We start from the raw sequence: 24084 nt of genomic DNA, 5'->3' as shown, positions 1-24084 counted from the left end.
TCGATAGGAATGCCGAAGCGTGCATAGGTATGCTCCTGGATCGTGAAAATGATCCAGGAGCAACCCGACCTCGCCGCCTATCTCGCGGCCGACGACGCCGTGGACCACGGCCACCCCCTGGTCGCCGAGACCGCCGACGCGCTCTGGACCGCCACGGGCGGCGACCCGTACGCCTACGCCGCCGTGGCCTACGAGTTCGTCCGCGACACCGTCACGCACTCCGCCGACGCCGGGGACGACCGCGTCACCTGGCGCGCCTCCGACGTGCTCGACGCGCGGACCGGCATCTGTCACGCCAAGTCCCACGCCCTCACCGCGCTGTTGCGCGCCCGGGGCATCCCGGCCGCCCTCTGCTACCAGCGCCTGACCGAGGACGACGGCTCCCAACCGCTGATCCATGGCCTGGTCGCCCTGCGCCTGCCCGGCAGCGCGCACTGGGCCCGGGTGGACCCGCGCGGCAACAAGCCCGGCGTGGACGCCCGGTTCACCCTCGACCACGAGCAACTCGCCTTCACCGTCCGCCCCGAACTCGGCGAAGTGGACTACCCCGAGCTGTACGCGGCCCCCCACCCCGCCGCGCTCACGGCCCTCCGGGAGTCGACGGACCGGTCGGAGCTGTGGCGGCGGCTGCCGACGGCGCTGTGACGGCCTTCGGCGGTACGGAGCCACGCGTGAGCGCCGCGTGCAGCAGCGCGGCGGCCGACTGGAGCCCGGCGATCCCGAGCAGCAGCGTCCAGGGCGGCGCACCGGCGGCGAACCCCACCAGGGCGGCGCCCACCGACGCGGCCGTCAGCTTGAGCCCCGCCCCGAGCGTGAACACCTGGGTCCGCACCCCGTCCGGTGCGTGGTCCGAGCGGATCCGCAGCGTGGCCGTCAGGAGGGGGCCGTCACACACCCCGGCCACCGCGAACGCCGCCGCCGTCCACGCGACGGAAGGGGCGAACGCGGCCCCCGCCAAGGCCACTCCGGTGCCCGCCAGCGCGCCGACGGCGAGCCGGCCCGGAGCCACGGCCGTGATCCGACCCAACGTCAGGGAACCGCCCAGCGCCCCCACCGCGAAGGCGGTCATCAACACCCCGCCCGCGCCCGGGTTCCCGAGATCGGCCGCCAACAGCACCGAGGTGGTGGTCAGCGAGCCGATGCCGACGAACGCCAGGGTCGTCGCCGACGTGATGGCGCGCAGTTCCCGGACCCGCCACAGCGCCGCCAGACCGGCGCCCACCCCCACCCCGGGCCCGCCCGGCGACCCGCCCGCGCGCGGGGGCCCATACGGAAGCGTCGCGGCCAGCACCGTCGCCAGCGCCCCGGCCGCCGCCGGCAGCGCCATCGCGGAGGCCGCCGAGCCCGTCGCCGCGACCAGACTGATCGCGGCCGGGGCGGTGACCCCCGCCGCGTTGTAGGTGGAGGCGTCCCAGCCGTACGCCCGGTCACGGCCCGGCCCGGGCGGAAACAACCCCGCGACCAGGCTGGACAGTCCACCCGTCACCATCGGCCCGCAGGCGCCGCCGAGCACCGCCACCGCGAACACCGCCGGCGCGGGGGCCCGACCCAACAGCACGGCGAGGGCCGCCACCGCCGCCGTGAACCCGGCCAGCGCGCCCACGTGGAACAGGCGGGGGCTGCGCGCCCGCGCGGCGGCGGCCCCGGCGAGCGGAGCCGCCAACACGTGCGGGGCCAGCCAGGCGGTCAGGACGAACGCGCCGTACGCCGCGTCCCCGGTGCGTTCCAGGGCCAACAGCACCACGGCCATGCCCATGCCCTCGGAGGCGAACCGCGCGGCGAGCGCGGCAGCCAGGTATCGCCCGAACCCGCTCATTCGGAACCTTCCCCCCCGGGACGCGGTCCGCCGGTACCGCTCCGCTCAGCCGGCTTCCTTGACCTGCGCCGGCGTGGGCGCCGTACCGCCCAGGTGGGCCGGCAGCCACCAGGAGTCCTCCGTGCCCTTCGGCTTGGCCGGGTAGGCGCGCTGCGCCGCGTCCAGCAACTCCTGCACGCGCTCGCGCAGCCGGCGCGTGATCGCCCCGGCGTACTGGTCCGACGGGGCCTCCATCGGCTCGCCGATCCGCATCGTCACCGGGATGTGGCTGCGCTTGAGGTCCTTCGGACGCCCCTTGGTCCACAGCCGCTGGGTACCCCACAGCGCCACCGGGATCAGCGGGACCCCGGCCTCCTGCGCCATCCTCGCCGCACCCGACTTGAAGGTCTTCAGGGTGAAGGACTGGGAGATCGTCGCCTCGGGGAAGACCCCGATGATCTCGCCCGCGCGCAGCGAGTCGAGCGCGTGCTGGTACGCAGACTCACCCTGCGCCCGGTCCACCGGGATGTGCTTCATCGCCCGCATCAGCGGACCGGAGACCTTGTGCCGGAAGACCGACTCCTTGGCCATGAAGCGCACCAGGCGCTTCTGCGGCCGGGCGGTCAGGCCGGCGAAGATGAAGTCCAGGTAGCCGATGTGGTTGGACACCAGGACCGCCCCGCCCTTGCGCGGGATGTTCTCGGTGCCCTTCATGTCGATGCGGATGTCCAGCGCGCGGAACAGCGTGTGCGCCGCGCCGATCACGGGAGGGTAGACGAGCTCAGCCATGGTGGGGAGACCCCGCCTTTCTGCCTGGGGAGGTGCTCCCGGTCGGAAGTTACGGAAGCGTAGGTACGCTGACCATGGGGATCGTGCCCCATACGAGGGCTGCTGGCCAGCCCAGACGCTTGTGCCCGGGGAGATTCTCGTCACGCCGGGAAGCCGCGGGGAATGCGGCGCACCCGCGGGGCGCTCGGATCAGCGTACGAACGGGAGTGGGCGGGTGACGAGGGGAGCCGAGGTGCGCGGACACGGGAACGCGACGGCGCTGGGCGTCGCGGAGCTCGGCGCGGAGCCGGGGAAGCGGGCCAGCCTGGTCCAGTTCTCCAGCGCGTTCTGCCAGCCCTGCCGGGCCACGCGGCGGATCCTCGCCGAGGTGGCGGCCATGGTGGAGGGGGTCGCGCACATCGAGGTCGACGCCGAGCGGAACCTGGAGCTGGTGCGCGCCCTCGGCATCGACCGGACCCCGACGGTGCTGGTGCTGGACGCGGCCGGGCGGATCGTCCGGCGGGCGGCCGGGATGCCGCGCAAGGCGGATGTGATCGCGGCCCTGGGCGCCGCCGTGTGACGCCCGTACGCGGGGCCGCCGGTCACCCGGACGGACGGGCGCGTGCCGGGGCCGGCGTGATCGCGCCGGTGCGTGCGCCCGTACGCGGCGTGACGCGTCTGACATCTGGCCGCTGCGGCTTGACTGTGTACACGGATGATCGTCAGGCTGGCGACATGCGGTACGAACTCCTGCTTTACGGACGGGCACATGTGGACCTCGTCCGGTACGCGAGCGCGCGCTGTTGGGATCGTTGAACGCCCCCGGCTGCCCGATCCCCATCGTGCCCGCCATCGCGCGGCAGAAGGAGTCCCTCCATGACGGCCCCGACGGCTGAGTTCCACCCTTCGACCACCGGCCGGCCCGGTTCACCCGATCTGCTGCGCTCCGTCTTCCGGCAACACGCCGCGGGAGTCGCCGTGATCACCGCCGCCGATCCGAGCGGCCGCCCGGTCGGTTTCACCGCGACCTCGCTCAACTCGGTCTCCGCCGATCCGCCGCTGTTGTCCTTCACCCTCGGGACCGGGTCCTCCAGCTGGCCCGTGATACGGGACTCCGCGCACCTCGGGGTGCACATACTCGGCGAGCACCAGCGGGAGTTGGCGGGACTGTTCGCGCGCAGCGGAGCCGACCGCTTCGGGCCGGGCACGGAGCGTACCGAGGGACCGCACGGGGTGCCGGTGCTGTCCGGGGTACTGGCGTGGCTGGTGTGCCGGGTGGTGGCGCGGGTGCCCGCCGGGGAACACCGGGTGATCATCGCCGAGGTGGTGGCGGGGGATCCCGCCTCGGGCCCCGCCGGCGAGGGGCGTCCGCTGCTCTACCACCAGGGTCGCTTCAACGCGCTGCGCGACTGAATCGTCCCTGCGGGCGCCGTTCGGGCGGCGTTGGGCAGATCACAGTTCGGTGGCCTTGCCACCAGGGAAGACCAACTGTGTACTGACGAGTAACATTCCTGTCGGGGCGCGGGCCGCCCCGATCGGGATCCGCCCGACAAGGCGCCTATGCTGCCTGCACAAGGCGGTATCAGAAAAAGACGATGCGGTAGGAGAGCCGGCGTGAGCCTGAGGATCGTTGTCTGTGTGAAGTACGTACCCGACGCCACCGGCGACCGGCACTTCGCCGATGACCTGACCGTCGACCGCGACGACGTCGACGGTCTGCTGTCGGAGCTCGACGAGTACGCCGTGGAGCAGGCGCTGCAGATCGCCGACGAGGCGGACGACGCGGAGATCACCGTCCTGACCGTGGGCCCCGAGGACGCCAAGGACGCGCTGCGCAAGGCGCTCTCGATGGGCGCCGACAAGGCCATCCACGTCGAGGACGACGACCTGCACGGCACCGACGTCATGGGCACCTCGCTGGTGCTCGCCAAGGCGATCGAGAAGGCCGGCTACGACCTGGTCATCACCGGCATGGCGTCCACCGACGCCGCCATGGGCGTCCTCCCGGCGATCCTGGCCGAGCGCCTGGGCGTCCCGCAGGTCACCCTGCTCTCCGAGGTCAAGGTCGAGGACGGCACCGTGACGGGCCGCCGCGACGGCGACTCCGCGAGCGAGCAGCTGGAGGCCTCCCTCCCCGCGCTCGTCTCGGTGACGGACCAGTCGGGCGAGGCCCGCTACCCGTCCTTCAAGGGCATCATGGCCGCCAAGAAGAAGCCGGTCGAGGCCTGGGACCTGTCGGACCTGGACCTGGAGGCCGAAGAGGTCGGCCTCGAGGGCGCCTGGACCGCCGTGGACTCCGCGACCAAGCGCCCGGAGCGCACCGCCGGCACGATCGTCAAGGACGAGGGCGAGGGCGGCAAGCAGCTGGCCGAGTTCCTGGCCGGCCAGAAGTTCATCTAAGAGCTTCGGTCACCTCGACACCCCCCTGACCTCTTCGCATTCGCAGGAGCATTCCCATGGCTGAAGTTCTCGTCTACGTCGACCACGTGGACGGCGCCGTCCGCAAGCCCACCCTCGAGCTGCTGACGCTCGCCCGCCGCGTCGGCGAGCCCGTCGCCGTCGCCCTCGGCGCCGGCGCCGAGGCCACCGCCGCCGTGCTCGCCGAGCACGGCGCCGTCAAGGTCCTCACCGCCGACGCCCCCGAGTTCACCGAGTACCTCGTGGTACCGAAGGTGGACGCCCTCCAGGCCGCGTACGAGGCCGTCTCCCCGGTCGCCGTGCTCGTCCCGTCCTCCGCCGAGGGCAAGGAGATCGCGGCCCGCCTGGCCGTCCGCATCGGGTCCGGCATCATCACCGACGCCACCGACCTGGAGGCCGGCGACGAGGGTCCGGTCGCGACCCAGGCCGTGTTCGCCGCGTCGTTCACCACCAAGTCCCGCGTCTCCAAGGGCACCCCGGTCATCACCGTGAAGCCGAACTCGGCCCCGGTCGAGGCCGCCCCTGCCGCCGGTGCCGTCGAGGCGCTCGCCGTCACCTTCGGCGCCCTGGCCACCGGCACCAAGGTCACCTCCCGCACCCCGCGCGAGTCGACCGGCCGCCCCGAGCTGACCGAGGCCGCGATCGTGGTCTCCGGCGGCCGTGGCGTCAACGGTGCCGAGAACTTCCACATCATCGAGGACCTCGCGGACTCCCTCGGCGCGGCCGTCGGCGCCTCGCGTGCCGCCGTCGACGCCGGTTGGTACCCGCACTCCAACCAGGTCGGCCAGACCGGCAAGTCGGTCTCCCCGCAGCTGTACATCGCCTCCGGCATCTCGGGCGCGATCCAGCACCGGGCCGGCATGCAGACCTCGAAGACCATCGTGGCCGTCAACAAGGACGCCGAGGCCCCGATCTTCGACCTGGTCGACTACGGCGTGGTCGGCGACCTCTTCGAGGTCGTCCCGCAGCTGACCGGCGAGATCAAGGCGCGCAAGGGCTGAAACCCCCGGGTCACTCGCTGACCTGCGTACTCTCCGCCTCCGGGGCCGTGTGGTGTTTGTCACCACGCGGCCCCGAGTCGTTTGTCCAGGAGGGCCGGGGGACCATTGACTGAGCGGAACCCCGTGACTAAATTCTGCAATACGGATCTAAGATTCCGTGAAGCGGAAAAGAGGAGAGTGCACGATGGGTCAGCAGGAGAAGGTGGCGACGAGCCTCGCAGGCGCGGTCAGCGAGGGCATCAGCGCCTCCCTCGCGCCGGTGGACGCGGAACTCGCGCGCCACTACCCGGGCGACCCCGGCACCCGCCAGCCCATCCACACGGTCTACGTCCCCGGTGACGTCTTCGCCGCCGACACCATCCGCTCCTGGGGCGACCAGGCCCTCGCGGCCCTCGACGAGCACGCCCCGGACGCCGCGACCTTCGCCAAGGTGCTCGGCATCTCCGACGAACTGGCCGGGCCCGTCTACGACCGGGTGCGCGCCAAGCTCGCGTCCGAGCCCATCGAGGACCTGCGCGTCGACTTCGAGGACGGCTTCGGCGTCCGCTCCGACGAGGAGGAGGACCAGGCCGCCGCCCGCGCCGCCCGCCTCGTCTCGGAGGCCTTCGCCAACGGCACCAACGCCCCGTACATGGGCATCCGCATGAAGTGCATGGAGTCCAACGTCCGCGACCGGGGCATCCGCACCACGGACATCTTCCTGTCCGGGCTCCTCGCGCACGGCGGCCTGCCCGAGGGCCTCGTCCTCACCCTGCCGAAGGTCACCTACGCCGAGCAGGTCAGCGCCTTCGTCAAACTGCTGGAAGCCTTCGAGATCACCCGCGGCCTGCGCCCGGGTCGCATCGGCTTCGAGATCCAGATCGAGACCAGCCAGTCCATCGTCGCCTCCGACGGCACCGCCACCGTGGCCCGGATGATCGAGGCCGCCAAGGGCCGCGCCACCGGCCTGCACTACGGCACCTTCGACTACAGCGCCTGCGTCGGGGTCTCCGCCGCGTACCAGTCGAGCGACCACCCGGCCGCCGACCACGCGAAGGCCATCATGCAGGTCGCGGCCGCGGGCACCGGCGTACGGGTCTCCGACGGCTCGACCAACGTCCTGCCGATCGGCACCACCGAGCACGTCCACGAGGCCTGGAAACTGCACTACGGTCTCACCCGCCGCGCCCTGGCCCGCGCGTACTACCAGGGCTGGGACATGCACCCCGCGCACCTGCCGACCCGCTACGCGGCCGTCTTCACCTTCTACCGCGAGGGGCTGGAGACCGCCGCCGCGCGCCTGAAGGCGTACGTGGCCAAGATCGAGGGCGACGTGATGGACGAGCCCGCCACCGCCAAGGCCCTGGCCGGCTACCTGGTCCGCGGCCTCGACTGCGGCGCCGTCGGCGCCGACGAGGTCACCGCCCTGACCGGCCTGACCCGCGCGGAACTGGACGCCTTCGCGATCCCGCGCCGCTCCGCGACCCTGACGGCCACCGCCTGACCCGTTCGTCCGAAGCGCACGAGGCCCGGCCCGCTGATTCCGGCCGGGCCTCGTGCGCTTCGGCGTCGGCGGTTGGTGATCGGTTTCCGGCGCCGGGTCAGGGCCTCGGGGGGATCTCGCCCGAGCCGCGCGGGATCAGGCGCGTCGGGAGCTCGATGCGGGCCGGGGGCAGCGCGGCGCCCGAAAGGCGGCGGAAGAGGCGGTCCGTGGCGACCCGGCCCAGGGCGGCCGCGTCCTGGGCGACCACCGTCACACCGGGGCGCAACAGGTCGGCCAGCTCGAAGTCGTCGAAGCCGACCAGGGCCACCGGATCGACACCGCCGGCCAGGATCCGGACCAGGGTGACCGTCACCCGGTTGTTGCCCGCGAAGAGCGCGGTGACCGGCTCCCGGGCGGTCAGCATCCGGTGCGCCGCCGCCGTGACCCGGTCCGGTGTGGTGGAGCCCAGGGAGACCCACGACTCGGACACCGGCAGGCCCGCGGCCGCCATGGCCGCCTCGTAGCCCCGCAGGCGTTCCGTCGCGGTGTGGATGCGCGGCAGGTCGCCGATGAAACCGATCCGGCGGTGGCCGCCGGCGATCAGGTGGGCCACCCCGTCCCGGGCGCCGCCGAAGCTGTCCGACAGGACCACGTCCGCGTCGATCCGGCCCGCCGGGCGGTCCACGAACACCGTGGCCACGCCCGCCCGTATCTCCGGTTCCAGGTAGCGGTGGTCGTCTCCGGCCGGAATCACGATCAGCCCGTCCACCCGCCGGGCGCACAGTGCGAGGGCCAACTCCCGTTCCCGGTCCGGGTCCTCGGCGCTGGACCCGTTGATGAGGAGGGCGCCGTGGGCCCGGGCCACTTCCTCCACGGCCCGGTTCAACGGCCCGTAGAAGGGGTCGGCGAGGTCCTCCAGGACCAGGCCCACGGTGGCCGTGCGTCCCTTGCGCAGCACGCGGGCGCTGTCGTTGCGCCGGAAACCGAGCGCGTCGATGGCCTCTTGGACGCGCCGTTCGGTGTCGGGCGTGACCCCCGGCTCGCCGTTGACCACCCGTGAGACCGTCTTCAGGCCCACGCCGGCGTGCGCCGCCACGTCCTTCATGGTCGGCCGGTTGCCGTAACGGGTCTCGGACGGGCGGCGGGAGTGGGGCACGGGATCTCCGGCGGAGTGGTCGGACGAGCCTCGGGCAAGGCTCTGACCTTGAGGATAAGCACTCGGTCGACGAATGGGTTTCCGTGGCAGGGTGGTGCGGGCAAGCCTCTGGGGGCTTCGAGGCGAGCCATCGGGAGAGGGGTAGACGTGATTGTCTGGATCAACGGCACTTTCGGTGCCGGGAAGACCAGCACGGCCCGCGAACTGGCCGGACTCCTGCCGGATAGCGCTTTGTTCGACCCGGAGTTCATCGGGGACGCGCTGCGGGTGCTGCTGCCGCGCAAACGGCTCGCGGAGGTCTGCGACTACCAGGACCTGCCGAGTTGGCGGCGGCTCGTCGTGGACACGGCGGCGGCGTTGCTGGCGGAGCTGGGCGGGGTGCTGGTCGTGCCGATGACGCTGCTGCGGCAGGAGTACCGGGACGAGATCTTCGGCGGGCTCGCGGCCCGACGGATTCCCGTGCGGCACGTGCTGCTCGCTCCCGAGGAAACGATTCTCCGGGAACGGATCGCGACCAGGGAGGAGTCGGGGGCGCCGGAGCGGGTGGACCTGCGGGTCAGACAGTGGGCGTACGACCACATTCCCGCGTACCAGGAGGCGTTGGGCTGGCTGGCGGCCGACGCGCACGTCGTCGACAACGGGCGGTTGTCCGTCCGCGAGACGGCCGAACGGATCGCGGAAGCCGTTCGGACGGACGCAGCCGGGATCTGCGACATCGTGCAGACACCCGAACCGACCCGCGAGACGGTGGCCTCCGGGGTGCTCCTCTTCGACGACCGGGACCGGGTCCTGCTCGTCGACCCGACGTACAAACCGGGGTGGGAGTTCCCCGGAGGAGTCGTCGAGCCCGGAGAAGCGCCGGCCCGCGCCGGGCTGCGGGAGGTCGAGGAGGAGCTGGGACTGGTCCTGGGAGGGCTGCCGGGGCTGCTGGTGATGGACTGGGAACCGCCCGCCCACCCGGCGTACGGAGGTCTGCGGCTGCTCTTCGACGGGGGGCGGTTGACAGACGCCCAGGTCTCCGAACTCTGTTTGCCCGGACCGGAGTTGAGGCAGTGGCGGTTCGTGACGGAGGAGGAGGCGGGGGCGTTGCTGCCGGCGCAGCGCCACGAACGCCTGCGGTGGGCGTTGCGCGCGCGGGAGCGGGGCCGGGCGCTGTACCTGGAGGGGGGGCGACCCGTTCCGTAGGTCCTGGCGGAGTCCGCCCCGGAGGCATCGGGGCGGCCTCCGGGACGTTCAGCGCGGTTGGGGGGCGGTGGTGGCGGCGGTGAGGATCCGGGCGGTGTCCCGCGTCAGCGGGTCACCGTGGCCGAAGCAGGCGATCGACGGGGCCAGAGCCGCCAAGCGGCGGAACGAGGACTGCGCCTGCGCGCCGTCCACGTTGAACACCCCCGGCCTGACCTGACCGATCCCCGCGACGCAGTCGCCCGTGAACAGCACGCCCCACGCGGGCAGATGGACGCCGATGCTGCCCGGTGTGTGCCCGGGGGAGTGGACGATCACCGCGCCGCCGCCGAACGGCAGGACCTCGCCGTCCTCGACCTCCCGGTCCACGCGGGTCGGTGGAGCCTTCGGGGCCGTCAGACCGTGCGCGTACAGCGGGAGCTCCCAATCCGCCAACACCGGCTCAGGGACGTCCTGTTCGCCACGGATCACCGGCGCGTCCAACCGGTGCGCCACGACCTCGGCACCCAGGCGGGCGGCGAGTTCCCCCGAGGATCCCACGTGGTCGCGGTGGCAGTGGGTCAGGACGATCCGTTCCAGGAGCTCGGGTCGCAGGCCGAGCGAGCGGATCGCATCCTCGATCTCCGGCGCCGAACCGGCGTACCCGGCGTCGATCAGGGTGAGGGCCTCGTCGTCACACCACAAGTAGGCCTGACCGATGGGGAAGCGCAGCATGTGGAGCCGACCGGGCAGTACCTCGACGCGATCGATGAGAGTCATGTCGCGAACCTACGGTGATGACCCCCGCTCCCGGCGTCCGGTTCACCGGGAGCGGAGTTCGCCCGTGGCGCAAGCCCAGGGCGCGCGTCTCGGACGTACGTCTGGGACGTACGTCTGGGACGTACGTCTGGGACGTACCTCTCGGGCGTGTGCCTCGGGCGTGTGTCTTCGGGTGTGTGCCTTCGAGTGTGTGCCTTCAGGCGGGCGTCGCGGACGCGCCCGCCTCAGGCTCGCTTGGATTCCGCGTAGTTGACGAGGAAGTGGGCCTCCGCGACCGAGAGGCGCTCCAACTCCTCGGGAGAGACGCTCTCGTTCACCGCGTGGATCTGCGCCTCCGGCTCGCTCAGCCCGATCAGCAGCATCTCCGCCTCCGGGTAGAGGGAGGTCAGCGCGTTGCACAGCGGGATGGAGCCGCCCATGCCGCTGATCTGCATCTCCTGCCCCGGGTACGCCACTTCGAGGGCCGCCGCCATCGACGCGTACGCCGGGCTGTTCGTGTCAGCCTGGAAGGGCTGACCCTGGCCGACGACCTCCAGTTCGAGGCGCGCCTTCCACGGCGTGTGCGCCACCAGGTGCGCCTCCAGCAGCTTGATGGCCTCCGCGGTGTCCACGCCCGGCGGGATCCGCAGGCTGACCAGGGCGCCGGCACTGGCGTGCACCGACGGGGTGGCGCCGATCACCGGCGGGCAGTCGATGCCGAGGACCGTGACGGCCGGACGCGCCCACAGCCGGTCCGCGATCGTGCCGCGGCCGATCAGCTCGACACCGTCGAGGACCTTCGCGTCGGTGCGGAAATCCGCCTCCGGGTACTGGAGCCCCTCCCAGATCGCGTCCGAGGCGAGACCGTCGACCGTCGTCGTGCCGTCCGCGTCGCGCAGCGAGTCCAGGACCCTGATGAGCGCGGCCAGCGCGTCGGGCGCGACCCCGCCGAACATGCCGGAGTGCAGGTTCCCGCCCAGCGTGTCGATCTTCACCTTCAGCAGGGTCATCCCGCGCAGGGTCGCGACCACGGTGGGCAGACCCAGACGGAAGTTGCCGGCGTCGCCGATGACGATCGCGTCGGCCGTCAGCAGCTCGGGGTGGGCCTCGGCGTACTGCTGGAGGCCGCCGGTGCCCTGCTCCTCGGACCCCTCGACGATCACCTTCACGTTCACCGGTACGCCGCCGTTGGCCTTCAGCGCGCGCAGCGCCAGCAGGTGCATGATGAACCCGCCCTTGCAGTCCGCCGCGCCGCGCCCGTACCAGCGGCCGTCGCGCTCGGTCAGTTCGAAGGCCGGCGATATCCAGGCGGCGTCGTCCAAGGGCGGCTGGACGTCGTAGTGCGCGTAGAGCAGCACGGTCGGGGCGCCTTCGGGCCCGGGCAGGAATCCGTACACCGACTGCGTACCGTCGGGGGTGTCGAGCAGCGCCACGTCCTGGAACCCCTCGACGCGCAGCGCGTCGGCCACCCAGTTCGCGGCGCCGTGGCTCTCGCTCTGCGGGAACTGGGCCCAGTCCGCAACCGACTGGAAGGCCACCAGCTCGGTCAGCTCCGTCTTGGCGCGGGGCATCAACGAGGCGATGGTCTCGGCGATCGGATTCTGGGACATGGGCACGCTCCTCTTGGGTGCGACGTTGTGCTGTTTGTACGCCGCCCGCATCCGCAAGGGTGTGCGTATGTCGGGTACGGCGAAAGACATTCCCGATCCTCGCACAGCAGGCCGAGGCGATCTCTCACCGTAGGATTTCCCCGGCATCCGAGCAACAGCGCGATCAGGAGCAGCAACACATCGTGAGCAGCGACGACGACGTACACGACGCAAGCGCAGAGCGGTCCGCCGCCGAGGTGACGGAGGAGGGGAACGCCGGGGGGACCGGCGAGGTCTGGGACGTGGTCGTGGTCGGCGCCGGCCCGGCCGGGGCTTCGGCCGCGCACGCGGCGGCGACGGCGGGGCGGCGCGTCCTGCTGCTGGAGAAGGCCGAACTGCCCCGGTACAAGACCTGCGGCGGTGGCATCATCGGGCCCTCGCGCGACGCCCTGCCGCCGGGGTTCGTGCTGCCCTTCCAGGACCGCGTGCACGCGGTCACCTTCTCCATGAACGGGCGACTGACCCGGACCCGGCGTTCCAGGGGGATGCTGTTCGGGCTCGTCAACCGCCCGGAGTTCGACGCGGCCCTGGTCGCGGAGGCGGAGAAGGCCGGCGCGACGATCCGTACGGGCACGGCCGTGACCCGGGTCGAGCAGCACGGCGCGGCCGTGCCCGACCGGCGCACCGTGGCCGTGGTGCTCGCGGACGGCGAGACGGTACTGGCCCGCGCCGTGGTCGGCGCGGACGGCAGCGCCAGCCGCATCGGCGCGCACGTCGGGGTCGAGATGGAGCAGGTCGACCTCGGGCTGGAGGCCGAGATCCCGGTACCGGACACCGTCGCCGCCGACTGGAAGGGGCGGGTGCTCATCGACTGGGGTCCGCTGCCCGGCAGTTACGGCTGGGTCTTCCCCAAGGGCGACGTCCTCACCGTCGGGGTCATCTCGGCGAAGGGCGAAGGCGCCGCCACCAAGCGGTACCTGGACGACTTCATCGCCCGGCTGGGCCTGGCGGGCTTCGAGCCGTCCGTCTCCTCCGGGCACCTGACCCGCTGCCGCAAGCCCGATTCGCCGCTGTCGCGGGGCCGGGTGCTGGTGGCGGGCGACGCGGCCGGACTGCTGGAGCCGTGGACCCGCGAGGGCATCTCGTTCGCACTGCGTTCGGGACGGCTCGCGGGGGAGTGGGCCGTCAAGATCTCCGAGGCACAGGACGCGGTGGACGCTCGGCGTCAGGCCCTGAACTACGCCTTCGCCGTCAAGGCCGGGCTGGGCGTGGAGATGGGCGTGGGCCGGCGCATGCTGACCCTGTTCGAGGCCAAGCCGGGCCTGCTGCACGCCGTGATCACGGGTCTGCGGCCCGCGTGGCTGGCCTTCGCCCGGATCACGCGCGGCTCGACGACCCTTGCCGAACTGGTGCGCCAGTACCCGCTGGCACGGCGGGCGCTGCACGCGCTGGACAGCCGACAGACCGGCAAGGGCGGTTCTTAGGTCGGGTGGGGCGGGGCGGATCGGGGCGGCTGGGAGCGGGGTGAGGCGGGGCGGAGCCGGCCGAGGCGGAGTGGGCCGAGGCGGAGCGGGCGGGGCGGGCCGGAGCGGCCGGCGGATCCGGCTGGTGTACGCGGCCGTCTGGCCGGCTGACTGTCCGCCCGGCGGCCCGGCTGACTGTCTGCCCAGCCGGCTGTCGCCCGTCCGACCCGTGGCGACCGTCCGAGGCGTCCGACGCGTGCGACCCGTGCGGCTCCGGCCCGGGCCCGGGCCCGGGCTGGGGCTCGGGCCGGGGGCGGGCCCGGCCTCTGGTGGGGGCGTGGGGCTCGGGCCGGATCCGGACCTGGGTCGGAGTCGGGCGCGAAGCCGGGGCGGGGCCGGTCCGGTCCCGGTCCCTGGCCCCCGTTCCCCGGCCCTGGCCAGATCGGCGGTGCGGGAGAGGTGGGTGATGGCGTGGGGTCGGGCTGGCGCGGTCGTGACTCCCGCCGTCCGCCGGCGCGGGAGTCGGCGCCCTAGTTCACGAGGGTGATCCGGAAGACGGGGTGGTCACCGGCCGCCGCCTGGAGCTCGGCGTCGGAGGACTTCGCGGTGACGCCCTGGAAGAACCGGTTGACCTCCCAGCCCCACTTCTCCAGGTAGGCGCGCAGGATCTCCGCCTGCCGCACCGGGTCCGTGATCTCGGCGACCGTGAAGGTGCGCACCTTGCGACCCACGCGCAACTCCCCACCGCCCGCGACCCGCATGTTGCGCACCCACTGGGAGTGGCCGCGGGCGGAGACGAGGTACTGGTCGCCCTCGTAGGTGTGCGGGTTGACCGGGATCCTCTGCATCGTGCCGGAGGTGCGACCGCGGACGGACAGCTCGGCGGTGCCGGCGAGGCTGACGCCCAGGCGGGCGAGCTTGCCGAAGAGGGCGTTGAAGCGCACGCCGAGCGGGCCGGCCTTGAGGTAATAGGGAGCGGGCGCGTTCATGTTGGCCTCCGAGACCGCTTGGGAGAGCACTGCTCTCGCTTGAGATCAGTGTGCACGCATGCGCGGCGCGAAGCAAGAGCGGTGCTCTCGTATGTGACCGGCGCTCTCGTTTTTGGGCACTGCTCCGACCGCATGGCACACTGATCCCCATGAGCACCGTGCGTGGGGCCCGGGAAAGGGCCCGTATCGAGGTCACCGCCGCCATCAAGGACGAGGCGCGCCGCATGCTCGCGGCCGAAGGCGCGGCCAAACTCTCGCTGCGCGCCGTCGCCCGGGAGCTGGGCATGGTCTCCTCGGCCCTCTACCGCTACTTCCCCAGTCGAGACGAGCTCCTCACCGCGCTGATCGTCGACGCGTACGACAGCGTCGGCGCGGCGGCGGAACGGGCCGACGCCGCCGCCCGCGCCGCCGGCGCGCCGCCCCGCCGGCGCTGGCTCGCGATCTGCGAGGCCTTCCGGTCCTGGGCCCTCGCGCACCCCCATGAGTACGCCCTGATCTACGGTTCCCCCGTCCCCGGCTACAGCGCCCCCCTCGATACCGTCGGTCCCGCGTCGAGGGTCGGCAACACGCTCATCGGCGTGGTGCGTGCCGCGTACGAGGGGCGGGGCCTCGCCCTGCCGCCGCTGCCCGACAGCCTGCGTCCCGAGGCCGCCCGGATGACTGAGGACTTCGCCGAAGGGCTGCCCCCGGAGGCGACCGCCGCCTTGGTCGTCGCCTGGGCGCAGCTCGTCGGGATGGTCTCCTTCGAGCTGTTCGGCCAGTTCAACCGCGTGGTCGAGGATCGCGCGGGCCTCTTCACGCACGCTGCCGGACAGCTGGCGCAGGGGGTCGGACTCCCCGCCGTGTAGCGCCCGCCGTACGAGAGCCCGCCGTACGGAGGCGTCCGCCGTACGGAGCCCCCGTCAGTGTGGAGCCCCCGTCAGTGCGGAGGCGTCGGCCAGTGTGGAGGCGTCGGCCGGTACGGAGCCCTGTCAGTGCGGAGGCGTCCGCCGGTATGGAGCCGTCCGCCGTATGACGCCCCCGCTGCACTACTCATGTGGCGCTCCGGCGACACCGGCCTTACCGCGGGCGTATCGGGTCCGCTGCGCGTATCGGGTCGGCTGTGCGTCCGCCCCGGCGCCTGGGCGCATCCAGCGCCCTGCGCATCCGGTCCGCAACGCCTCCGACCCCTGCGAGCCCGCCCACAGCACGCCTCCGCTCCCCGGCGTCCGCCCTCGGGTCCGTCCCCTGGCATTCGCTGCCCGGGCCTCCGCTCCCCTGGGCGTCTGCCTCTCGCGTCCGCCCCCCGGGCGTCCGCCCCCCGGGCGTCCGCCCCCCGGGCGTCTGCCCTCGGGTCTGTCCCCGGGCGTCCGCCCCCCCCGGGCCTCCGCCCCCGGGCCCCCCAGGGCGTCCGCCCCCCCACGCGTTCGACGTCCACGCGCCCGCGCCCCTATGCACCGCCCCCCTTCACCCGGTCGGTGTGGGCGTGGGCGCGGGTCACGAAGGGGCGGGAGGTCACGGTGACGGCGACGGAGACCGCGGCGATCGTGGTGATCGTGACGGCCGGCGTGAGGTGTTGGGCGATGCCCCCGGCGATCGCCGCCCCGACGCCCTGCCAGGTCATCCGGCCGGCGGACTCGACGCCCTGGACCTGGCCGCGGACCGGATCGGGGGTCAGTTCGAGGAGTTGTTCCTGGAGGGGAAGGGTCGCGGCGAACCCGGCGCCGGCGACGAACACGGCCGCCGTCACCATCAGTACGGGTGGGTGGAACGTGAACAGCAGGTAGGGGGCGGCGAGGAGCAGCCGCAGGGCGAACGCGTACCGCCGTCGCCGTTCGGCGGTGAGCAGTCGGCCGACGGTGAGGTCTCCGAGGAGCATGCCGGCCGAACCCGCGGCCAGGAGGGCGCCGGCGTGGTCGGGCGCGTAGGAGATGAACAGCGCCTCGCAGCCGACGATCAGACCGTTGGGAACCCACAGGTTCAGCAGCAGCGCCCGCCGGCCGGGGTGGGAGAACAGCTCCACGTTCGTGGTCCAGGTCTGGCGCAGTCCCGGCCTGCGGGTCAGGCGGATCGAGTGCTCCCGGACGGTGGCCGCGACCACGACGAGGGCGATGCCGGTGAGGACGGCGGCGACGAGGAACACGCCGTATGGGCTCAGGTACTTCAGCAGGGCGGCGCCGACGGCGTAGCCAAGGATCGCCATGCCGCCGGAAGTGATGTTCATGAGCGAACGCGCCGTCGCGTAGGAAGCTGCGGGCACGATCTCGGCGAGCAGTCCCATCCGGGTGCCGGTTCCCAGGGACTGGAAGAACCCCAGCATCAGCAGCAGTCCGAACCGGGCCGCCAGGGGGAGCCCCGGTATCGCCTGGGCGGCGACACCCGTCAAGGCGAGGCACTGGAGCGTGACCAGGGTGCGGCGGGGGCGGTGTCCGTCCGCGACCGACATCAGCGTCAGCGCACCGAGCACCGCCGCGAACGTGGCACCGTACATGCTCACGGCCGTCAGGAACGGGGAGTGGGTCCGTTCGTGGACGAGGGTGCCGAGGGCGAAACCGGAAAGTGTGCTCGCGGCGACCGTCAGGGTGAAGCCGACGTACAGGCCGGCGAACTCGCGGTTGCGGAGCAGGGATCGGTAGCCGGCCGTGGCGGGCACCGGGGAGGGGCGGGAGGTGTGAGAGGGCATGAAAAAAGCCCCCGAACGCCCGAGGTGGGGCGTTGAAGGCCGACGTGATCATTGTAGCACCCGCCCCCCGGAACCCCCGGCCCCCCACACCCGGCCCGCCCCCCGCCGGTGGCCGGTCGAACGCGGTCGAACGCGGTGACACGGTGCCGGCACTGGCCGCCCCCGGCCGACAGCGCCGGGGGCCGACGCGGGGCGGACGGGCGCGGGGCGGCCGGCGGCATCTGACGGAGATTCACATGATGAGGTGAAGGATCGTTTTTCTGTTCCTCATACGAAAGCGGGTGGTTCGGCTTTCACGAACCGTCCGTCCGCCTAGTGTTCGTCGGGTCCCGCCCACTGCCGCCGAAGGAACAGCCATGACCCGCGCTCGTGCCGGCAAGGCTCTGCTCGCCGTCGTGGCCACCCTCTTACTGGTGGCCCCGGCGCCGGCCGTGACCGCCTCGGCGGACAGCGCCGACCACGCGCCGGCGGCCCGCAAACCCGCGCCGGCCCCGGCGCCCACCACGCCCCCCGTCCCCCGGCTGCCCGGCGTCCGGGGGCTGGAGATCGGCGTCCCCGCGTACGTGTGGGCCGACGATCCGATGCTGAACGACCTCACCGCCACCGGCCCGGCCGCCTCGCTGGTCGTCCTGAACCCCGGCAACGGGGACTCCCCCTTCGACTCCCCGTGGCGGGACCGGGCCGATGCCCTGCGCGGCGGCACCACCTCCACCGGCGAGCGGACCAAGGTACTCGGCTACGTCCACACCGACCACGGCAATCGGGACATCGCCGCCGTCAAGGCCTCCGTGGACAACTACCTCAAGACCCCCGACGGTCGGCTGCACGTGGACGGGATCTTCTTCGACGTCGTCAGCCGCGACTGCGGGCCGGACAATGCCACCCGCGACCACTACGCCGCGCTGCGCCGCTACGTCCAGGAGACGATGGACGCCGTCGACCCCGCCGCCCCCGACCTGGTCGTCAACAACCCGGGCACCGCCATCGCCGACTGCTACCTGGAGCCCGGCCGTCGCACCGCCGACGTCTTCGTCACGTTCGAGGACACCTACGCCGCCTACACCTCCGAGGGCCGGCTCGGCGGGAACGTCTTCAACGAGGCGACGGGCTACCGCGCCGGCGATGAACTCGACCCGAGCGGAACCTCGTTCTGGCACCTCGTCCACGACGTGCCCGACGCCTCCGCCATGCTGACCACCCTGCGCACCGCCTTCGAGCGCGGCGCCGGTTACGCCTACGCCACCAACACCGTCATGCCCAACCCGTGGAACACCGGCCCGACATGGAAGTACCGCGGCCAGACCAGCTACGCCGCCACCCTGGGCTGAACCCTTCCGGTCACAGCACTGGGTCCTGTCGTCAAGGTTTCGCCTGGCCCGTGGCGCCACTTTGACGACAGGACCTAGCGACCGTCGTTCTCCGGGCGGCGCGAGAAGCGCCACAGCAGGTGTGTGACGCGCAGTACGAACACGGCGGCGGCCAGGATCCCGCCCGCGACCGCGAGGAGGCGGTGTGCGGCGGGGGAGAGGTCGAAGACCGGCGCGGGCGCGAACACCGCCGCGAAGACGAGGCCGGCGGCGAGCCCCGCGCTGACGAAGGCGTAGCCGATCTCGATGGTGATCGCGTCCCGATCGGCCTGTGTGCGTCGCCCCATACGGGCAGTGTCCAATGTCGGACGGACTGTCACAAGGGCATCTTCGAGCCGCCGTTGGGCACGACCGCCCCACCGCTGGCACCCGCCACCCCCACACCCCCCGTATCCCCGCCCCGCCCACCCGGCCGCCTCACCCCCCTCTCCGCAGTCCCCGCAGTCTCCGCCGTCCCCGCCGTGGAGGCGCCGCGCGGGCGAGGGGATCGGCCGGCCGTGACAATGGAGGCATGCATGGGGAACTCTTCCCGCGCGAGCGGACCGAGATCGCACCCGGCGCCGTGCACGTGCCCGACTGGCTCGGCCCCTACCGGCAGCGGGAACTGCTCGCGGAGTGCCGGGAGTGGGCGCGACCGCCCGCCGGGCTGCGCACCGTGCACACCCCCGGCGGCGGCACGATGACCGCCCGGCAGGTGTGCCTGGGCCTGCACTGGTACCCGTACGGATACGCCCGCACCGCCGTCGACGGCGACGGGGCGCCGGTCAAGCCGATGCCCGCCAGGCTCGCCGACCTCGGGCGCGCCGCGGTGGCCGCGGCGTACGGGGCGCCCGACGCGCTCGGGCGGGGCGATGGGGAGCAGCCCGCCGGGCGGCTCGGCTCGTACCCCTCGTACGGTTGGCAGGGCGACGAGGTCTACGACATCGCGCTGATCAACTTCTACGACGGGGACTCCCGCATGGGCATGCACCGCGACGCCGACGAGCGGTCCGGGGCGCCCGTCGTCTCGCTCAGCCTCGGTGACTCCTGCGTCTTCCGCTTCGGGAACACGGCCTCGCGCGGACGCCCGTACCAGGACGTCGAACTGCGCAGTGGGGACCTGTTCGTCTTCGGCGGCCCGAGCCGACTGGCCCACCACGGCGTGCCGAAGGTCCTGCCCGGCACCGGGCCGCGAGCCCTCGGCCTGAGCGGGCGGCTGAACATCACACTGCGGGTCGGCGGCCTCGTCCCGTGAGCGGCCTCGGGTGCCTCCCGATCATGCGAGGATCGCTGTCATGAACGGCAACGGGGCCCCGCCGCGGGTGGGGGATGTGTCCACGGTGTCCGCGGCGTCCGCGAGGACCAGACTGGAGCGGGGGCGCGGCGCACTCGGTCCGGCGCTGGAGCTCGTGCACACCGGCCGGGCCCCGACCCGCGCGGTCCTCACCGCCGAGCTGGGGGTCACCCGTGCCACCGCCGGGGCCGTCGCCGCCGAACTGGAGGCGCTCGGGCTGATCCGCGTCGACTCCCGCCCCGGCGGTGCGGGCGGCGCGCAGGGCCGGCCCTCGCACCGGCTCTCCATCGACGAGAACGGCCCCGTGGCCCTGGCCGCGCAGGTCCACCCCGACGGGTTCCGGGCCGCCCTGGTCGGCCTCGGCGGCCGGATCGTGGCCACCGCGCCCGGCAAGGTCACCGTCTCCGCCGACCCCGCGCAGGTGCTGGGCGCCGTCGTCGAGGCGGGCGCCGCGCTGCTCGCCGAATCGGGGCTGCGGTGCGTCGGCGCGGGCCTCGCGGTCCCCTCGGCGGTCGCCGAACCGGAGGGCACCGCACTGAACCCGCTGCACCTGGCCTGGCCGGCCGGCTCTCCCGTACGGGCCATCTTCGCCGAACGGGTGAAAGCCGCCGGGATCGACGGTCCGGCGCTGACCGGCAACGACGTCAACCTCGCCGCGCTCGCCGAGCACCGCCACGGTGCGGGCCGCAGCGCCCAGCACCTGCTGTGCGTGGCCACCGGCCACCGCGGGGTCGGCGGGGCACTGGTGCTGGACGGCCGCCTGCACAGCGGCAGCGCCGGCCTGGCCCTGGAGGTCGGCCACCTCACCGTCAACCCCGAGGGGCGCGCCTGCCACTGCGGGAGCCGGGGCTGCCTGGACGTCGAGGCGGACCCGTTGGCCTTCCTCACGGCGGCGGGCCGCACACCGGGGCCCGAGGTGTCACTGCTCCAGCAGGCACGTGACCTGCTGCGCGCCGAGTACGCCGAACCGGCCGTACGGGCGGCGGCCGAGGAACTCATCGACCGGCTCGGCCTGGGCCTGGCGGGCCTGGTCAACATCCTGAACCCGGACCGGATCATCCTGGGCGGCCTGCACCGGGAGCTGCTGTCCGCGGACCCGGAGCGGCTGCGCGCGGTGGTGGCGGACCGGAGCCTGTGGGGGCGCAGCGGCGGCGTACCGATCCTGCCGTGCACCCTGGACCACAACAGCCTGGTCGGGGCGGCGGAACTGGCGTGGCAGCCGGTACTCGACGACCCGCTCGGGACACTGGGCGCGGCGGCCTGAGGGACCCGAACCCCCGCCCTACCCGAACCCCTGCCCTACCCGAACCCCTGCCCTACCCGAACACCCGGCGGACCCGAACCCCCGGCGGAGCCGAACCCCCGCCCTACCCGAACCCCGGCGGAGGGCGGGCCCACACCGGCGGACGGGTGCCCGCCGGTGCGGGCCCTAACCGGGCTCGGCGCCGACGGCCACCGGCGGTGACGCCGACACAGGCGTCACCGGCATGGACGCCGTCGCACCGGCCCCCGTCGCCCCGGCCGCAGCCGTCGCGGCGGGCATGGACGCGGCAGGCATCGACGCGACCATCGACGCCTGCATCGACGCCGACACCGGCACGCTCGTGATCACGGCCGCGGGCTCCACGGCGACCGACACGATCGGGGCGACCTCGCGCACGGGCTTGGACGGGATCCGCACCGTACCCGTCGGCGGGGTCATGGCGGGGGCCGCCCGCAGGGAGAACCACACCACCTTGCCGGTGCCGCCGTCCGTCCGCTGCCGCGCCCCCCACGCCTCGCTGACCGCCTCGACGAGCGCGAGCCCGCGGCCGCAGGTCTCCAGCTCCTCCAGGTCACCGGCCGCCCGCAGGACGGGCAGGCGCGGATCACTGTCGGCCACCGAGACGGTGAGGCGCCCGAGACGGAGCTCGATCTCCACCGTGCAGACCTTGCTCGGCTGCGCGTGGCGGTGGACGTTGCCGAGCAGCTCCGTCACGCCGAGCGCAGCCCGGTCTATGAGCGGGTCGAGCTGCCAGTGGCGCAGTTGAGCGGAAACGATGCGGCGGATCTGGCCGATCCGCGACGGCAGGGCCTGCAGTTCGACGACGCAGTGCCTGCGGGAATGACTGATCACGGCTGCGACTCCCCGACATGAGTGTTACGGGTGCTGCACCCTCGGTAATGCTCCACCAGAGTCACCCACACCACCCCGCTGTGCAACCGAACGAGCACGACGGGCGCTCCGGGGCCCGGCCGACAGGGGTCCTAAAGGGATTCGCATGGACACCCAAAGCAAGTGTTTGCGCAGGTGAGGGAGGTACATTGCGCAGCAGGGGACCACGGAAGGCACGAAGGAGTACGGCGCATGGGCACCACCCGCACGACGGCCACGACCGCTGACGTCGACCGCAGCGACGCGGACTACCGCGCCTGGCTGAAAGAAGCCGTACGGAAGGTGCAGGCGGACGCCAACCGGTCCGCCGACACCCACCTGTTGCGCTTCCCGCTCCCCGAGGAGTGGGGCATCGACCTGTACCTCAAGGACGAGTCCACGCACCCGACCGGCTCGCTCAAGCACCGCCTCGCCCGGTCTCTGTTCCTGTACGCGCTGTGCAACGGTTGGATCCGCCCCGGCCGCCCGGTCATCGAGGCCTCGTCCGGCTCCACCGCCGTGTCGGAGGCGTACTTCGCCAAGCTGATCGGCGTCCCGTTCATCGCCGTCATGCCGCGCACGACCAGCCCGGAGAAGTGTCGGCTCATCGAGTTCCACGGCGGCGAGTGCCACTTCGTGGACGACTCGATGAAGATGTACGAGGAATCCGCGGAGCTGGCGGCGCGGACCGGCGGGCACTACATGGACCAGTTCACCTACGCCGAACGGGCGACGGACTGGCGCGGCAACAACAACATCGCAGAATCGATTTACCAGCAGCTGCGCCTGGAGCGGTACCCCGAGCCCACCTGGATCGTCGCCACGGCCGGCACCGGCGGCACCTCCGCGACCATCGCGCGCTACGTGCACTACATGCAGCACGACACCCGGATCTGCGTGCCCGACCCGGAGAACTCCTGCTTCTTCGACGGCTGGACCCACCACGACCCGCACGCGAGCAGCGACCGCGGCTCCCGCATCGAGGGCATCGGCCGTCCCCGGATGGAGCCGAGCTTCGTGCCGGGCGCCATCGACCGGATGATGAAGGTGCCGGACGCGGCGAGCGTCGCGGGCTGTCGCGCCCTGGAGCGGGCCATAGGGCGCAAGGCCGGCGGCTCGACCGGCACCGGCCTGTGGAGCGCCCTGAAGATCATCTCGGAGATGGTGGCCGAAGGCCGCACGGGCAGTGTCGTGACGCTGCTCTGCGACCCGGGCGACCGCTATCTGGACAAGTACTACTCGAACGCCTGGCTGGCCGAACAAGGCCTGGACATCGCGCCGTACGCGCAGACCATCGACACGCTGCTGACGGCCGGCGTCTGGCGGGAACCGGCGAGCTGACGCCGGGGCGGCGCCCGCCCCGCGGGCCCGGCCCCGGAGAGCGGACCGCTCGCGCGCGGCGCGCCGGCGTCAGTGAGCCGCGCCGCGCCGGCCCGTGAGTCGGGCGTCGAGGGCACGTACCGCCGAGCGGAACGCGTGGTCGAGTCCCGGTCGGGCGGCTTTGAGGGCCAGCCGGAACGGGGAGGGCCCGTCCGCCGCGAAGGTCCACTGGATCCGGGTGCCGGAAGACCCCTCCGGGCCGGCGGCCGACAGTCGCCACTCCTCCAACAGGGCCCGCAGACCCGGCGCGTTGGTCACGTCCGCCCGGTACGCGTACCGTCGCTCCGGCTCCGCCGCCATGATCGTCTCGCGGAACCGGACCCCACCCGTCAGCCGGACCTCGCGACCGGCCCCGCCCTCCGTCGGGCGGGCCGACGTCACCGCCCGGAACCAGTCGGGCCAGCCCGTCACCTCCTCCGCGAGCGCCCGGTACACGGCCTCGGGCGTCGCCGTCGCGCGCGCCGAGAAGACCAGACGGACCGGGGCGACCTCGATGAAGTCCAGCCCCACCGGGCGGAGTCGGCGAGCCATGGCGGTACCTCCTGAGTACGAAGAGGGAACACGTGTGCGCGCCACCCTAGGCCCTGTCGACGCGCCGTCAGACGTCCCCGGCGGGACAATGTTCACGCGAACGGAGGCCTGGGCAGCGGGCCCGCCGGGCGGGATCCTGGTCAGGGGCCGAAAGCGCCCCGCGAGCGGAGGCCGCC

General features: G+C 72.9%; 23 protein-coding genes. 13 read left to right on the top strand and 10 right to left on the bottom strand.

Annotation, left to right across the window (positions count from 1 at the left end):
* The first annotated feature begins 48 nt into the window (after positions 1–48).
* A complete protein-coding gene (locus ACIRO3_RS07915; protein WP_404134127.1) occupies positions 49–645 on the top strand; it encodes a transglutaminase family protein in 597 nt (198 codons plus the stop codon).
* Here the strand turns inward: ACIRO3_RS07915 and ACIRO3_RS07910 are convergent.
* Both ACIRO3_RS07910 and ACIRO3_RS07905 read right to left on the bottom strand, forming a co-directional pair.
* On the bottom strand, positions 581–1816 hold the full coding sequence (locus ACIRO3_RS07910) for an MFS transporter (protein ID WP_404133684.1): 1236 nt from the start codon (positions 1814–1816) through the stop codon (positions 581–583). The two genes, ACIRO3_RS07915 and ACIRO3_RS07910, sit on opposite strands and share 65 nt — an antisense overlap.
* Before the next feature lie 45 nt (positions 1817–1861).
* The gene (locus ACIRO3_RS07905; protein ID WP_361776594.1) at positions 1862–2584 is read right to left on the bottom strand and encodes a lysophospholipid acyltransferase family protein; all 723 of its coding nucleotides are present in this window, start codon (positions 2582–2584) and stop codon (positions 1862–1864) included.
* A gap of 214 nt (positions 2585–2798) precedes the next feature.
* On the opposite strand from ACIRO3_RS07905, the gene ACIRO3_RS07900 reads away from it, so the two are divergent.
* The 5 genes from ACIRO3_RS07900 (at position 2799) to ACIRO3_RS07880 (ending at position 7465) form a co-directional block, all read left to right on the top strand.
* Positions 2799–3143 (top strand): TlpA family protein disulfide reductase, encoded by a 345-nt coding sequence (locus ACIRO3_RS07900; protein ID WP_404133681.1) that lies wholly within the window; start codon positions 2799–2801, stop codon positions 3141–3143.
* Between the two features lie 296 nt (positions 3144–3439).
* Complete coding sequence (locus ACIRO3_RS07895; protein ID WP_361776588.1) at positions 3440–3976, top strand: flavin reductase family protein; 537 nt, start codon at positions 3440–3442, stop codon at positions 3974–3976.
* Positions 3977–4177: 201 nt separating this feature from the next.
* A complete protein-coding gene (locus ACIRO3_RS07890; protein ID WP_053678301.1) occupies positions 4178–4963 on the top strand; it encodes an electron transfer flavoprotein subunit beta/FixA family protein in 786 nt (261 codons plus the stop codon).
* 56 nt (positions 4964–5019) lie between these two features.
* Entirely contained in the window at positions 5020–5982 is a 963-nt protein-coding gene (locus ACIRO3_RS07885) for an electron transfer flavoprotein subunit alpha/FixB family protein (protein WP_361776585.1), read from the top strand.
* 184 nt (positions 5983–6166) lie between these two features.
* Positions 6167–7465 carry a DUF6986 family protein gene (locus ACIRO3_RS07880; protein ID WP_361776582.1) on the top strand — a complete coding sequence of 433 codons (1299 nt, stop codon included), beginning with the start codon at positions 6167–6169 and terminating at the stop codon, positions 7463–7465.
* A gap of 97 nt (positions 7466–7562) precedes the next feature.
* On the opposite strand, the gene ACIRO3_RS07875 is transcribed toward ACIRO3_RS07880, so the two are convergent.
* Positions 7563–8549 carry a LacI family DNA-binding transcriptional regulator gene (locus tag ACIRO3_RS07875; RefSeq protein ID WP_404134124.1) on the bottom strand — a complete coding sequence of 329 codons (987 nt, stop codon included), beginning with the start codon at positions 8547–8549 and terminating at the stop codon, positions 7563–7565.
* Between the two features lie 198 nt (positions 8550–8747).
* On the opposite strand from ACIRO3_RS07875, the gene ACIRO3_RS07870 reads away from it, so the two are divergent.
* Positions 8748–9785, top strand: coding sequence for an NUDIX domain-containing protein (locus ACIRO3_RS07870; RefSeq protein WP_404133677.1), 1038 nt, complete (start codon positions 8748–8750; stop codon positions 9783–9785).
* A 48-nt stretch (positions 9786–9833) separates the two neighbouring features.
* Here ACIRO3_RS07870 and ACIRO3_RS07865 read toward each other — a convergent pair whose 3' ends face one another.
* Positions 9834–10532, bottom strand: a complete 699-nt coding sequence (locus tag ACIRO3_RS07865; protein ID WP_404134121.1) for an MBL fold metallo-hydrolase — start codon at positions 10530–10532, stop codon at positions 9834–9836.
* Positions 10533–10765: 233 nt separating this feature from the next.
* Positions 10766–12130: a dipeptidase gene (locus tag ACIRO3_RS07860; protein WP_404133675.1), complete on the bottom strand. Its 1365-nt coding sequence runs from the start codon at positions 12128–12130 to the stop codon at positions 10766–10768.
* Between the two features lie 236 nt (positions 12131–12366).
* On the opposite strand from ACIRO3_RS07860, the gene ACIRO3_RS07855 reads away from it, so the two are divergent.
* Entirely contained in the window at positions 12367–13593 is a 1227-nt protein-coding gene (locus tag ACIRO3_RS07855) for a geranylgeranyl reductase family protein (RefSeq protein WP_365996798.1), read from the top strand.
* A 509-nt stretch (positions 13594–14102) separates the two neighbouring features.
* On the opposite strand, the gene ACIRO3_RS07850 is transcribed toward ACIRO3_RS07855, so the two are convergent.
* Positions 14103–14561 (bottom strand): nitroreductase/quinone reductase family protein, encoded by a 459-nt coding sequence (locus ACIRO3_RS07850; protein ID WP_404133673.1) that lies wholly within the window; start codon positions 14559–14561, stop codon positions 14103–14105.
* Positions 14562–14710: 149 nt separating this feature from the next.
* Between ACIRO3_RS07850 and ACIRO3_RS07845 the strand changes: the two genes are divergently transcribed.
* Complete coding sequence (locus ACIRO3_RS07845) at positions 14711–15409, top strand: TetR/AcrR family transcriptional regulator (RefSeq protein WP_361776564.1); 699 nt, start codon at positions 14711–14713, stop codon at positions 15407–15409.
* 581 nt (positions 15410–15990) lie between these two features.
* Here the strand turns inward: ACIRO3_RS07845 and ACIRO3_RS07840 are convergent.
* On the bottom strand, positions 15991–17223 hold the full coding sequence (locus tag ACIRO3_RS07840) for an MFS transporter (protein WP_404133670.1): 1233 nt from the start codon (positions 17221–17223) through the stop codon (positions 15991–15993).
* A 356-nt stretch (positions 17224–17579) separates the two neighbouring features.
* Between ACIRO3_RS07840 and ACIRO3_RS07835 the strand changes: the two genes are divergently transcribed.
* On the top strand, positions 17580–18551 hold the full coding sequence (locus tag ACIRO3_RS07835; RefSeq protein ID WP_404133668.1) for a spherulation-specific family 4 protein: 972 nt from the start codon (positions 17580–17582) through the stop codon (positions 18549–18551).
* Positions 18552–18625: 74 nt separating this feature from the next.
* Here ACIRO3_RS07835 and ACIRO3_RS07830 read toward each other — a convergent pair whose 3' ends face one another.
* The gene (locus ACIRO3_RS07830) at positions 18626–18877 is read right to left on the bottom strand and encodes a DUF6332 family protein (protein WP_404133665.1); all 252 of its coding nucleotides are present in this window, start codon (positions 18875–18877) and stop codon (positions 18626–18628) included.
* 224 nt (positions 18878–19101) lie between these two features.
* Between ACIRO3_RS07830 and ACIRO3_RS07825 the strand changes: the two genes are divergently transcribed.
* Together ACIRO3_RS07825 and ACIRO3_RS07820 are read left to right on the top strand one after the other, a co-directional pair.
* Positions 19102–19824, top strand: coding sequence for an alpha-ketoglutarate-dependent dioxygenase AlkB family protein (locus ACIRO3_RS07825; protein WP_404133663.1), 723 nt, complete (start codon positions 19102–19104; stop codon positions 19822–19824).
* A 40-nt stretch (positions 19825–19864) separates the two neighbouring features.
* On the top strand, positions 19865–21127 hold the full coding sequence (locus ACIRO3_RS07820; RefSeq protein WP_404133661.1) for an ROK family protein: 1263 nt from the start codon (positions 19865–19867) through the stop codon (positions 21125–21127).
* 165 nt (positions 21128–21292) lie between these two features.
* Here the strand turns inward: ACIRO3_RS07820 and ACIRO3_RS07815 are convergent, their stop codons facing one another.
* A complete protein-coding gene (locus ACIRO3_RS07815) occupies positions 21293–21979 on the bottom strand; it encodes an ATP-binding protein (protein ID WP_404133658.1) in 687 nt (228 codons plus the stop codon).
* Between the two features lie 231 nt (positions 21980–22210).
* Here ACIRO3_RS07815 and ACIRO3_RS07810 point away from each other — a divergent pair, with 231 nt between their 5' ends.
* The gene (locus tag ACIRO3_RS07810; RefSeq protein WP_404133656.1) at positions 22211–23338 is read left to right on the top strand and encodes a PLP-dependent cysteine synthase family protein; all 1128 of its coding nucleotides are present in this window, start codon (positions 22211–22213) and stop codon (positions 23336–23338) included.
* A gap of 69 nt (positions 23339–23407) precedes the next feature.
* On the opposite strand, the gene ACIRO3_RS07805 is transcribed toward ACIRO3_RS07810, so the two are convergent.
* Complete coding sequence (locus tag ACIRO3_RS07805; protein WP_404133654.1) at positions 23408–23908, bottom strand: SRPBCC family protein; 501 nt, start codon at positions 23906–23908, stop codon at positions 23408–23410.
* Positions 23909–24084 lie beyond the last annotated feature (176 nt).

The sequence above is a fragment of the Streptomyces sp. NPDC102278 genome (assembly GCF_044766345.1).
Lineage (GTDB): Bacteria > Actinomycetota > Actinomycetes > Streptomycetales > Streptomycetaceae > Streptomyces.
This window is presented reverse-complemented; position numbering and strand designations above follow the sequence as displayed.